The organism is Acidimicrobiales bacterium (assembly GCA_016716005.1).
Lineage (GTDB): Bacteria > Actinomycetota > Acidimicrobiia > Acidimicrobiales > JADJXE01 > JADJXE01.
The window spans coordinates 1,240,081-1,252,021 of record JADJXE010000001.1 but is presented as its reverse complement, the minus strand read 5'-3'; the positions used below and the strand labels follow the sequence as shown (position 1 = coordinate 1,252,021).

General features: G+C 74.0%; 12 protein-coding genes. 9 read left to right on the top strand and 3 right to left on the bottom strand.

Annotated elements, in window-relative coordinates:
* Positions 1-21 precede the first annotated feature (21 nt).
* Positions 22-1,665: a methylmalonyl-CoA mutase gene (locus tag IPM45_06095; protein ID MBK9179138.1), complete on the top strand. Its 1,644-nt coding sequence runs from the start codon at positions 22-24 to the stop codon at positions 1,663-1,665.
* Between the two features lie 10 nt (positions 1,666-1,675).
* On the opposite strand, the gene IPM45_06090 is transcribed toward IPM45_06095, so the two are convergent.
* Positions 1,676-2,422 (bottom strand): CPBP family intramembrane metalloprotease, encoded by a 747-nt coding sequence (locus IPM45_06090; protein ID MBK9179137.1) that lies wholly within the window; start codon positions 2,420-2,422, stop codon positions 1,676-1,678.
* 217 nt (positions 2,423-2,639) lie between these two features.
* Between IPM45_06090 and IPM45_06085 the strand changes: the two genes are divergently transcribed.
* Genes IPM45_06085 through IPM45_06060 form a run of 6 tightly spaced genes read left to right on the top strand, consistent with a single transcriptional unit; the run spans position 2,640 to position 8,403 of the window.
* Complete coding sequence (locus IPM45_06085; GenBank protein MBK9179136.1) at positions 2,640-3,926, top strand: ABC transporter substrate-binding protein; 1,287 nt, start codon at positions 2,640-2,642, stop codon at positions 3,924-3,926.
* A 30-nt stretch (positions 3,927-3,956) separates the two neighbouring features.
* The gene (locus tag IPM45_06080; protein MBK9179135.1) at positions 3,957-5,993 is read left to right on the top strand and encodes an ABC transporter permease; all 2,037 of its coding nucleotides are present in this window, start codon (positions 3,957-3,959) and stop codon (positions 5,991-5,993) included.
* Position 5,994: 1 nt separating this feature from the next.
* Complete coding sequence (locus IPM45_06075; protein ID MBK9179134.1) at positions 5,995-6,873, top strand: ABC transporter ATP-binding protein; 879 nt, start codon at positions 5,995-5,997, stop codon at positions 6,871-6,873.
* The gene (locus IPM45_06070) at positions 6,870-7,580 is read left to right on the top strand and encodes an ABC transporter ATP-binding protein (GenBank protein ID MBK9179133.1); all 711 of its coding nucleotides are present in this window, start codon (positions 6,870-6,872) and stop codon (positions 7,578-7,580) included. Before IPM45_06075 ends, IPM45_06070 begins: the two co-directional genes overlap by 4 nt.
* 27 nt (positions 7,581-7,607) lie before the next feature.
* Positions 7,608-7,988, top strand: coding sequence for a nuclear transport factor 2 family protein (locus IPM45_06065; GenBank protein ID MBK9179132.1), 381 nt, complete (start codon positions 7,608-7,610; stop codon positions 7,986-7,988).
* Positions 7,989-7,995: 7 nt separating this feature from the next.
* On the top strand, positions 7,996-8,403 hold the full coding sequence (locus IPM45_06060; GenBank protein MBK9179131.1) for a cobalamin B12-binding domain-containing protein: 408 nt from the start codon (positions 7,996-7,998) through the stop codon (positions 8,401-8,403).
* A 31-nt stretch (positions 8,404-8,434) separates the two neighbouring features.
* Here IPM45_06060 and IPM45_06055 read toward each other — a convergent pair whose 3' ends face one another.
* Positions 8,435-9,256, bottom strand: a complete 822-nt coding sequence (locus IPM45_06055; GenBank protein ID MBK9179130.1) for a transporter substrate-binding domain-containing protein — start codon at positions 9,254-9,256, stop codon at positions 8,435-8,437.
* A 95-nt stretch (positions 9,257-9,351) separates the two neighbouring features.
* On the opposite strand from IPM45_06055, the gene IPM45_06050 reads away from it, so the two are divergent.
* Entirely contained in the window at positions 9,352-10,287 is a 936-nt protein-coding gene (locus IPM45_06050) for a WYL domain-containing protein (protein MBK9179129.1), read from the top strand.
* Positions 10,284-11,261, top strand: coding sequence for a WYL domain-containing protein (locus IPM45_06045; protein MBK9179128.1), 978 nt, complete (start codon positions 10,284-10,286; stop codon positions 11,259-11,261). The genes IPM45_06050 and IPM45_06045 overlap by 4 nt, the downstream gene beginning before the upstream one ends.
* Here IPM45_06045 and IPM45_06040 read toward each other — a convergent pair.
* Entirely contained in the window at positions 11,252-11,881 is a 630-nt protein-coding gene (locus tag IPM45_06040; protein ID MBK9179127.1) for a hypothetical protein, read from the bottom strand. The two genes, IPM45_06045 and IPM45_06040, sit on opposite strands and share 10 nt — an antisense overlap.
* Positions 11,882-11,941: the final 60 nt, after the last annotated feature.

The following is an 11,941-nucleotide window of genomic DNA, read 5'->3' as shown; positions in this document are numbered from 1 at the left end:
ACGTCTAACTATTCTGGTGTCATGAGCGGGCGCGAACCCAGCAGGCGAGAGCAGTGGCAGCAGGCCTTCGACGCGGCCCCGCGGCGGGATGCCGACGCCGAGACCATGTCGGGCGTGCCGCTGCGGGCCGTCTACGGGCCGGACGACGGCGAGTTCCCCGGCGTGGCCCCCTACACGCGCGGCCCGTACGCCTCGATGTACCGCTCGAAGCTGTGGACGATGCGCATGTTCGCGGGCTTCGGCACCGCCGAGGACACCAACTGGCGCTTCAAGGAGCTGTTGCGCAACGGCGGTGACGGGCTGTCCACCGCCTTCGACATGCCCACGCTGATGGGCCTCGACTCCGACGATCCCCTGGCCGAGGGCGAGGTCGGCCGTTGCGGCGTCGCGGTCGACACGCTGGCCGACATGGAGGACCTGTTCCGGGGCATCGACGTGGCGGCCACCACCACGTCCATGACGATCAACTCGCCGGCAGCGATCGTGTTCGCGATGTTCGTGGCCCAGGCCGAGGCGGCCGGCATCCCCCGGGCCCGCCTCGGCGGCACGCTCCAGAACGACATCCTGAAGGAGTACCAGGCCCAGAAGGAGTTTGTCTTCCCGCCCCGGCCGAGCATGCGCCTGGTGCAGGACACGATCCGCTTCGCGGCCGTCGAGATGCCCCGCTGGCACCCGGTGTCGATCTCCGGGTACCACATCCGGGAGGCGGGCTCGACGGCCGCGCAGGAGCTGGCCTTCACGCTGGCGAACGGCTTCGCCTACGTGGAGCTGGCGCTGCGGGCCGGGCTCGACATCGACGCCTTCGCGCCGCGGCTCAGCTTCTTCTTCAACGCCCACATCGACTTCTTCGAGGAGATCGCCAAGTACCGGGCGGCCAGGCGCATCTGGGCCCGCTGGATGGCCGAGCGCTACGGGGCCACCGAGCCGCGGTCGCTGCAGCTGCGGTTCCACACCCAGACCGCCGGGGTGTCGCTCACCGCCCAGCAGCCCGAGGTGAACATCGTCCGCACCGCGATCGAGGCCCTCGCCGGCGTGCTGGGTGGCACGCAGAGCCTGCACACCAACTCGATGGACGAGGCCCTGGCGCTCCCCACGGAGAAGGCGGCGCGCATCGCCCTGCGCACCCAGCAGGTGATCGCCCACGAGACCGGGGTCGCCAACGTGGCCGACCCGCTGGGCGGCAGCTGGTTCGTGGAGGAGCTCACCGACGAACTCGAGCGGCGGGCCGAGGACGTCTTCGCCCACCTCGCGGAGCTGGGCGGTGGCTCGATGCTCGAGGGGGCGATCCGGGGGATCGAGGAGAACTGGTTCCAGGGCGAGATCGCCGACTCGGCGTACGAGCTCGAGCGCAAGCTGAACGCCGGCCGCCGCGTGGTGGTGGGCGTGAACCGCTTCACCGACGCCGACGAGGACCCCATCGAGATCCTGCAGATCACCGCCGAGGACGAGCGTCGCCAGGTCAAGCGGCTCCAGCAGGTTCGGGCCGAGCGGGACCAGGCGGCCGTCGACGCCGCGCTGGCCCGGTTGGCCACCGACGCCGCCGACCCCACGGTGAACCTCGTGCCGGCGATCATCGACGCCGTGCGCACCTACGCCACCCTGGGCGAGACCATGACCACGCTCGCCGGCGTCTTCGGCCGGCACGTGGAGACGCCCACGATCTGAGCCGGCCGGCTCAGCCCTGCAACCCGATCACGGCCCAGGCGGTCGCGAAGGCCAGGCTGTTGACGGCCGTGTGGAGGAGGATCGGGGCCAGCAGGCTGCGCGACCGCAGGCGCAGGAACACGAAGACGAGGCCGGCGAGACCCGTCCCCACCACGGCGAGGGCAACGGCCAGCACCGCGGCGACGGGGCTGTCGCCGAACACGTCGCGCAGCACCGGGTTGACGTCCTCGATCCCGATGGACGGCAGCACGTGCCAGACGCCGAACAGGAGGCTCGACCACACCACGCCCCGGACCAGGCCGCTCCGGCGGGCGACGAGGCCGAGCAGGACGCCGCGGAACGCGATCTCCTCCATGACGACGGTGCCGAGCGGGATGCGCACCAACGTCTGGAAGGCGGCCTCCCACGCGCCTCGCTCGCCGATCCGCTCGTCCTCGAAGAGGCCCCTCGTCGCGGGCAGGGCCGCCCCGATCAGGTAGACGGCCAGGACGAGGCCCGCCGCGGCCAGGCCCCAGCGCACGCCCGACCGCGCATCACGGGGGTCGACCCCGACCTCGGGTGGCGTGAGCCGGCCGGGGCCGAGGGCCAGCCAGAGCAGGGCGGCCGCCACGGCCAGGTTCCAGGGGACGTAGACGGCCCCCGGCAGCACCCGGTTGGTCATCACGTTCGAGACGGCCAGCAGGGCGATCGTTGCCGCCAGGGGCCACCACGGGCCGGTGCCACCGGGGGTCCGGGCCCGGGGGCCGGTGCGCGCCATGTGGCCATGGTGGCCTCCCGGCACGTGCGCTCGCGCCATGGTGGCGGGCCCGGGGGGCCGGCGCGCGCCAGGTGGGGATGGTGGCGTCCCGGCAGGTGCGCCCGCGCCATGGTGGCGGGCCCCGGGGCCGATCCTATTGACCGGTTAGTTTCCGGCTGTTTGAATCACGGGGCCGTCGGCCAGGGGAGCGGCGGCGCACGTGCTCCGGGGGGAATCCATGCGCACTTCGCGGCGTGCCGCACGCCTGCTCGCTCTGGTGCTGGCCGGGGTCCTCGTGCTCGCCGCGTGCGGCGACGACGACGACACCTCGACCACCGACACGACGGCGGCCGACACCACCCAGACGACCACCGGCGACACCACCGACACCAGCGCCGCGGAGGTCGCCGAGGGCGAGCCGATCAAGATCGGCTTCCTGAACATCGTCGGCACCACCGCGTTCGACTTCTTCGACTACTCCGACGGGGTCGAGTCGGCCGTCGAGTACCTCAACAACGACGCCGGTGGCGTCGACGGCCGACCGATCGACCTGCTGGTGTGCGAGGCCCAGGGCACGCCGGAGTCGACCCAGGCCTGCGCCCAGCAGTTCATCGAGGACGGGGTGCTGGCCGTCGGCATCGGGATCGACATCGCGGTGCCCGTCGCCCAGCCCGTGCTGCAGGCGGCCGGCATCCCCATCTTCGGGATGACGCCGATCCTGCCCCAGGAGTTCTCGGCCGACTTCTCCCTCTACTGGGGCGCCGGCAACCCGGGGATCATGCCCGCCATCGCGCAGTACGCGGCCGACGAGGGCTACCAGAAGGTGGCCATCGTCACCACCGACAACGCGGCGGCCGTCGCGGCCCTGCCGCTGCTGAAGGGGCCGCTGGACACGCTCGGCATCCCGTACGCCGAGGTGCAGGGCAGGGACGGCGAGCCCAGCTACGACCCGATCGTCCAGGCCGCCGACGCCGAGGGTGCCGATGCCTGGATCGTGCTGGCCAGCGGCAACTTCTGCTCGGGCGTGATGGCCTCTCGCGCCAAGTTCGCCATCGACACCCCGGTGCTGACCACCGGGCTGTGCCGGAGCAACGCCGTGATCGAGGGCGCCGGTGGCGAGGAGGCGGCCACCGGGTGGAGCTTCGCGGCCCAGAGCGTGAACGTGGGCGCCGACGCGACCGACCCCGAGGCGCTGATGTTCCGCGAGGGCTCGGCCGAGTACAACCCGGGCGGCGTCGTCGACATCGGCGGCTTCTACGTGCCGGCCTGGCAGCTCGTGTTCACCCTGGCGACCGCGATGGAGGGTGCGGGCGTCGACGGCCTGACCGGCCAGGCGCTCTACGACCACGTGAAGGCCAACCCGGGTCCGGTCTTCCTCACCGGTGGCATCGACTGGGCGTGCGGGTCCGTGCCCGGCTTCCCGGCGGTGTGCAACACCGACGTGTTCATCTACACGAAGACCGCCGACGGCTTCGAGGACGCCACGGGGGGCACACCCATCAACGCCATCGGCCTGCTGGGTTGAGCGCTCGCTGCGTCACGTGATGCCGGGGGCATGAGCGACTACCTCGCATTCGCGCTGCTCGGCCTGGCCGGCGGTGCGGCCGTCGCCATGGTGGCCCTGGGCGTGCTCGTGGCCTACAAGGGCTCGGGCGTCATCAACTTCGCCCAGGGTGCCATGGCGATGTGGGCCACCTACGTGTTCAGCGAGCTGCGCACGAAGGGTGCCTACCCGTTCCCGGTGCCCGGCCTGCCCGACCGCTACCACGTCGGGACCGAGGTCGCCTTCGTCCCTTCGCTCGTGCTCGCGCTGGCGACCGCGGCGCTGCTCGGGCTGGCCGTCCACCTGCTCGTGTTCCGGCCGCTGCGGCGCGCGCCGGTGCTGGCCAAGGTGGTGGCGTCCATCGGGGTCATGCTGGTGCTCCAGTCGCTGGTGCTCCTGCGCTTCGACGACGCCAACCGCCGGCTGGCGCCGATCCTCCCCAACGAGGTCGTCGAGCTCGGTTCGCTGAAGGTGCCCCGGGACAACCTCTACCTGGCGGCTTTGGTGGTCGCGGTCGCGGTGGTGCTGTGGCTCGTCTACCGCTTCACGCGGTTCGGCCTGGCCACCAGGGCGGCGGCCGAGAACGAGAAGGGCGCCACCCTCCTCGGCTTCTCGTCCGACTCGCTGGCCGGCGCCAACTGGGTGCTGGCGTCGGTGATCGGGGCGATCGGTGGCATCCTCGCCGCCCCGGTCACAGGGCTCGACCCGATCATCTTCACCCTGCTGGTCGTGCCGGCGCTCGGAGCCTGCCTCCTCGGCCAGCTGCGCTCGTTCGGGATCACGGCCGCGGCCGGCCTGGGCCTCGGGATGATCCAGTCGGTGCTGCTCAAGGTGCAGACCGACCACCCGGGCTTCCCTCGGATCGGGGTGCGTGAGGGCATCCCCTTCCTCGTGATCGTGGCGGCCATCTACTTCCTCGGCAAGCGCCTGCCTGCCCGGGGGACGCTGTCGGAGGGGCGCCTGCCGTTCTCGCCGCGCCCGCGCCCGGGGCTGCTCACGGTCGGGGTGCCGTTCGTGGTGGTGGCCGCGCTGGTGGTGCTCACGCAGGGCGGCTGGCGGCTGGCTCTGGTCACCAGCATCGTCGCCGCCACCATGTGCCTGAGCTTCGTGGTGCTCACGGGCTACGTGGGCCAGATCTCCCTGGCCCAGATGGCGCTCGCCGGCGTGGCCGGGTTCTCGCTGTCGCGCTTCGCCGACCAGTGGGGCGTGCCGTTCCCCCTGGCGCCGCTCATGGCGGCCTCGCTGGCCACCGTGTTCGGGCTGCTGGTGGGCCTCCCGGCGCTGCGGGTCCGGGGGATCAACCTGGCGATCGTCACGCTGGCCGGCGGTGTGGCCGTCCAGGAGTTCGTGTTCAAGAACCCCGACTACACCGGCGCCAGCACGGGTGGTGCCCCGGTGCCGAACCCGACGCTGTTCGGGATCGACCTCGGATTCCAGCGCCCGGGCGACCTGTTCCGCATCGAGTTCGGCCTCTTCGCACTGGTGGTGCTGGTGCTGGTCGGCCTGGCCGTGGCGAACCTGCGGCGGGCCGGGACCGGGCGGCGCATGCTCGCGGTGCGGTCGAACGAGCGGGCCGCGGCGGCGGCCGGCATCGACGTCGCCCGCACGAAGCTGCTGGCGTTCGGCATCTCGTCGTTCGTGGCCGGGGTGGCCGGCTGCATGATCGCCTACCAGCAGGGCGCCATCTCCGACATCTCCTACGGCGTGTTCGCCTCGCTGACGTTCCTCGCCTTCGCCTATCTCGGTGGCATCTCGAGCGTGTCCGGTGCGCTCATCGCCGGCTCGCTGGTGGCGGGCGGCATCGTCTTCAAGGCGCTCGAGTGGGTGGTGTCGGCCTGGAGCGACGAGGGCCTGGGCCGGTACGAGCTGCTCATCGGGGGCCTGGCGCTGATCATCACCGCCATCGTGAACCCCGAGGGCATCGCCGGTGCCGCCCGCCACGGGTTCCGGCGACTGGGCGTGATGGCGAAGCACCCGGCCGTCGCGCCGGCCGAGCGAGCCGGGACCGCGCCGCCCACCCGGGAGGCTGCCGTCGATGTCGCCCGCTGAGATGGGGGCCCGCCCGGCCGGGGGTGCGGTGACGGGCGAGGGGCTCCTCGAGGCCCGGGAGATCTCGGTCACCTTCGGGGGGCTCCGCGCCCTCGAGGAGGTCGACCTCGCGGTCGCCGAGGGCTCGCTGGTCGGGCTGATCGGCCCCAACGGCGCCGGCAAGACCACGTTCATCGACGCGGTCACCGGCTTCGTGCCCCTGTCCGGTGGGCGGCTGCGGTTCGGGGGTCAGGACCTCACCGGCCTGCCCGCCCACCAGCGGGCCCGGGCCGGCCTCACCCGCACGTTCCAGTCGCTCGAGCTGTTCGACGACCTCGACGTCCGCGAGAACCTGCTGGTCGCGGCCGAGCGGCCCCGCTGGTGGCACGTGCTCGCCGACGTCGTGCGGCCGGGCCGCCGGCGGGCCGAGGAGGGCGTGGCCTACGGGCTCGAGCTGCTCGGCATCGCCGACCTGGCCTCGCGGTTCCCGAACGAGCTCTCGCAGGGCCAGCGCAAGCTGGTGGGCGTGGCCCGGGCGCTGGCGTCGTCGCCCCGGCTGGTGCTGCTCGACGAGCCGGCCGCCGGCCTCGACAGCGCCGAGAGCGAGCTGCTCGGCTGCCACCTGCGCCAGCTCCTGGGCCACGGCATCACGGTGCTCCTGGTCGACCACGACATGGGCCTGGTGCTCTCGGTGTGCGACGACATCTTCGTGCTGGAGTTCGGCCAGGTGATCGCCCACGGCCCCCCATCGGTCATCCGCCGCGACGAGGCGGTGATCGGCGCCTACCTCGGTGAGCAGTCGAGGGAGGTCACTGCCCGGGCCGAGGCCGACCTGGCTCGCCTGGCCGAGGAGGCCGAGCGGGCCCCCGCCGGCCCCCAGCCGGGGGAGCCCACGGCGTGAGCACGCTGCTCGACATCAGCGACCTGTGGGCGGGCTACAACGGCGCCGCGGTCGTGCGCGATCTGAGCCTGCACGTCGACGAGGGCGAAGTGGTCGCCCTGCTCGGCCCCAACGGCGCAGGCAAGACCACGACCCTGCTCACCGTGTCGGGGCTCGTCCCACCCATGCGGGGCACGGTGCGCGTGCTCGGCGGGGTGGTGCGCGGCCGGCGTCCCCAGGCCGTGGCCCGCCGGGGCGTCGCCCACGTGCCCGAGGACCGGGCCCTGTTCTATGGGCTCACGGTCCGCGAGAACCTGCGGCTCGGTGCGCGCCGGGGCGGCCTCGACCTCGACGCCGTGGTCGGCTACTTCCCTGCGCTCGGGCCGCTGCTCGACCGCAAGGTGGGCCTGCTGAGCGGCGGCGAGCAGCAGATGCTGGCGCTGGGACGGGCCCTGTGCTCCACCCCCCGGCTCCTGATGGTCGACGAGATGAGCCTCGGGCTGGCGCCGGTGATCGTGGAGCGGCTGCTCCCGATCCTGCGCCAGATCGCCGACGACACCGGGGCCGGCGTGCTGGTGGTCGAGCAGCACGTCCACATGGCCCTCACGGTCGCCGACCGGGCGTACGTGCTCTCGCACGGCGACCTGGTCCTCCACGGCTCGGCCGCCGACCTGGCCGATCGTCGTGACCTGTTCGAGGTGAGCTACCTCGGTGACGCCGCGCTGTGACCCATGCCGCCGAGCTCGGGAGGAGCCATGACCCCCGCCGCTGACACCATCGCCCGCTTCTGGGCGATCCAGGACGAAGGCCGCTACGCCGAGCTGCTGGCGCTGTTCACCGACGACGCCGTCTTCGTCGACCCGCTCTACGGCACCCTGACCGGCAGGGACGCGATCGGCTCGTTCCTGGCCAGGATGGAGCGGGTGATGGCCGCCAGCGGGACCCGCTTCGAGCTGGTCGACGCCGCCGCTGACGGCGACGTGGGCTGGGCCCGGTGGATCGCCCACCTGGCCGGCGGCGACGTCGCGGGCTACAGCCTCTACCGGTTCCGTGGCGGGCTGATCAGCTGCGACGCCGACTACCTCGACACCCTGGCCTACGAGCGGGTGCGGGCGGCCGGCGGCCACGTATCGTGAGGAGCGCATGAGTGACCGGGTGCTCGTCGCCAAGGTGGGCCTCGACGGCCACGACCGCGGGGTGAAGGTGGTCGCGCGGATCCTGCGCGACGCCGGGTTCGAGGTGATCTACACCGGGCTGTTCCAGACGCCCGACACGGTGGCCGCGGCCGCGGTCGACGAGGACGTCGACGCCGTCGGGCTGTCCATGCTCTCCGGAGCCCACCTCACCCTCGCTCCCCGGGTCGTGGAGCGGATCCGGGCCGCGGGCCTCGACATCCCCGTGATCGTTGGTGGCATCGTGCCCGGCCCCGACGTCGCCCTCCTGACCGAGCGGGGGGTGGCCGCCGTGCTCACGCCGGGTGCATCGGCCGAGGAGATCGCCGCAACGGTCCGCCGGGTGATCGACGAGCACCGGGCTGCCGCCGACGCCTGAGCAAGGTGCCGGCCCGGTGTCGGCAGCACGGTCAGCCCAGCGGCCCCAGCCAACGATCGTCGAGCCCGTCCAGCGTCCCGTCGTCGGCGAGCCGGCCGAGCTGCTCGTCCACGGCGGCGACCAGCGCCGGCCGGGCGGGGTCGAGGGCCAGCACCACGTCGTCGCCGTCGGCGACGGTCCCTATCACCACGAGGTCGGCGGCGACGGCCGCGATCGGCCCGAGGAGGGCGCGGTCGGCCACGACCCCGTCGACGGCGCCGGAGCGGAGGTCGGCCACGGCGGCCACGGGGTCGGCCAGGGAGGCGACGTCGGCCGCCGGGAGGCGGCTGCGCACGGCCGCGTCGGCGGCGCTGCCGGCCTGGACGGCGACGGTGCCGCCCTCGAGGTCGTCGAGGCCGTCCACCTCCTCGGCGTCGGCGCTCACGAGCAGGACGAGCGGGTTCGACGCGTAGGCGGCCGAGGGCTCGGCCCGGTCACCCCACGAGGGATCGGCGGACAGGCCGCCGGCGGCCAGGTCGCACTGGCCCAGCGCCGGGCGCTCCCAGGTGCGGACGTCGGGCACCCGGCGGAGCTGGAGCTCGAGCCCGAGGCCGGCCGCCACCTCCCGCAGGAGCTCGGGGTCGAGGCCACCGAGGCCGGCGGCGGCGGCCGGGTCGAGGGTGGTGAACGGCGGGTGCGGGGCGCTCACGCAGGCCGTGAGCGCCCCCGGCTCCACCAGCCCGAGGACGGGGCCGGTCGATCCCGGGTCGGGATCGCCGCCGCGGCAACCGGCGGCGAGCAGGGCCACGAGCACGGCGGCCACACCGGCCGTCGAGCGGGCCAGCCGGCGTCGCCCCGTGGGTCGGTCGCGCATCGGGCCGACGGTACCCGCGTCGCCCGGCCGTAGGATGCCGATCGACGTGCCGTGGGTCCGGGGGAGCCGGGGCCGCACGTGGGCGCGGAGGGACGATGGCGGACAAGTTCGAGCGGCTCACCAACCTGGTCGCGCTGCTGCTCGACACCAGCCGGCCGCTCACGCGGGAGGAGATCCTCGACCGCCTCGACAGCCAGTACGAGGGCACCCCGGAGGCGCGCCGGACGACGTTCGAGCGGGACAAGGCCCTGCTCCGGGAGGAGGGGGTGCCCGTGGAGGTGGAGGGCCTCGAGGGGGGTGCCTCCGGGTACCGGATCCGGCCGGACGCGCTGTTCCTGCCGGACCTCGGCCTGGCCCCCGACGAGCTGGTGGCGCTGCACGTCGCCGTGGCCGCCGTGCGGGTGGAGGGCGGCTGGGGCAAGGAGGCCCTGTGGAAGCTGGGCGAGGTGGAGGGCACGGCGCCGCCGCCCCTCGCCTCGCTCCCGGCGGCCGACGCCCTGCCCGCCCTGTACCGAGCCCGGCTCGAGCGTGCCCCGGTGACGTTCGGGTACCGCGGCGAGCGTCGCACGGTCGATCCCTGGGGCCTGCTGTGCCGCTCCGGCTTCTGGTACGTGGTGGGCTTCGATCACGCCCGCGGGGCGTCGCGCACCTTCCGCGTCGACCGGATCGACCGGGGTGCGGTCAGCGTGGGCGAGCCGGGCACCACCTCGCCGCCGGAGGGGTTCGACGTGCGGCAGGCCCTGCCCGCGGATCCCCGGCTCATCGGCGACGGCGAGGTGGTCGACGCCCTGGTGCTGGTCGACGGGGTGGTGGCGCCCCGGGTCGTCCTCGAGCTCGGCGACGACCGCGTGGTCGAGCGGCGGGCCGACGGCTCCGTGCTGGTGCAGGTGGCCGTGGCCAACCGGGCGGCCTTCCGATCGTGGGTGCTCGGGCTGCTCGATCGGGCCGAGGTGATCGGGCCGCCGGCGCTGCGCGACGACCTCGTCGACTGGCTCGAGCGCCTGGCGGCCGGGGCGGGGGCGGCCCGGTGAGCCCGCCGCCCGCGGCCGGCGACCGCCTGCGCCGCATGCTGGCCATCCTGCCCTGGCTCACCGAGCGCGGCCAGGCCTCCGTGCAGGAGATCGCGACGCGCTTCGAGGTGTCGCCCGAGCGGGTGGTCGCCGACCTCGAGCTGGTGGCCTGCTGCGGCGTGTCACCGTCGCCCGAGGACCTCATCGACGTGTGGATCGACGAGGACGACGTGGTGCACCTCGAGGTGCCCCGCTACTTCACGCAGCCGCTCCGGCTCACGGCTCGCGACGGCTTCGCGCTGCTCGCGGCCGGGCGGGCGCTCCTGTCGGTGCCCGGCTCCGACCCGGCCGGCTCCCTGGCGCGGGCGCTCGACACCCTCGAGCGCACCATGTCGGCCCGCGCGGCCACGGCCGACGGCGGGGCCGGCGAGGACACGGCCGACCACCCCTCGATCGAGGTCGACGTGCAGGTGCCCCCCTTCCTCGGGGCGCTCCAGGCTGCCGTCGACGACCACCGGGGCGTGGTGATCGACTACTACTCGGCCTGGCGGGACGAGCTGACGCATCGCGCCGTCGACCCGCTGGCCGTGTTCCTGGCCGACGGCAACTGGTACCTGCTGGCCGACTGCCACCTCGCCGGCGCCGAGCGGCGCTTCCGGGTCGACCGGATCGTGGCCCTGGAGCCCACGGGCGACGTCTTCGTGCCCCGGCCGGTCGACGTGCCCCTCGACCAGCCCTTCGATCCGGGTGGGCGGGGGAGGCGGGTCACCCTGCTGCTCGCGCCCGACGCAGGCTGGGTCCTGGAGACGTACCCCACGGTGCACGTGACGGCAGAGCCCGACGGTCGCCGGCGGGTCGTGCTGGAGGTGGTGGGCCGTGCCTGGCTGGAGCGCCTGCTGCTCCGACTGGGCCCGTGGGCGGAGGTGGTCGAGCCGGCCGACCTGCGGGCGGCGGGGGCGGCTGCCGCGGCCCGGCTGCTCGCGCGCTACCGCTGACCGGCGCCGACAGGGAGCGGCGCCCCGAGGCCCTCGGGCCCGAACCAGGTGGGGTTCCAGCGGCGCTCGAGCAGCACGCGGGCCAGGCGGGCGTCGCTGGCGACGTACGAGGCCAGGGCGTCGGGGGCCAGCTCGTGGACGCGGGCCGGGTCGACCTCGACGGGTGTGAGGCCCACCAGGCGGGCGATCGACTTGAGCGAGCACGACACCCGCAGGGCCCGCCCGACGTCGGCGCGGTAGAGGCGGTACGCGTCGAGGTGCTGGTGGCCGTGCCAGGTGGCCCGGTAGCCGGCCCGGTGGCCGGGGAGCGGCCGGCGCACGGGCAGCTGCGGGTCCTCGGCCAGGCGGAGGCCCAGCGTGACGCCGGCACGCTGCGCCCGTTCGGCGAGGAACGGCAGGTCGAAGGCGGCGCCGTTCCACGTCACGATGACCCCGGGCGGGAGCGAGGCCAGGTGCCGGTCGAGCCGGGTGAGCAGCGCCGCCTCGGGGCCGGTGAGGACGGTGTCGTGCCAGGGCGTCGACACCGCGACCGCCAGCACCGCGGCCACGGCGGGGTCGAGCCCGTCGGTGGTCGTGTCGGTCTCGATGTCGAGCCCGTACAGGCGGGCGCACGTGGCCATTGGCGCTCCGGTCGCTCGATCCGGGGAATCACACCCGTGTCGTTCGCCATGACCCTACGA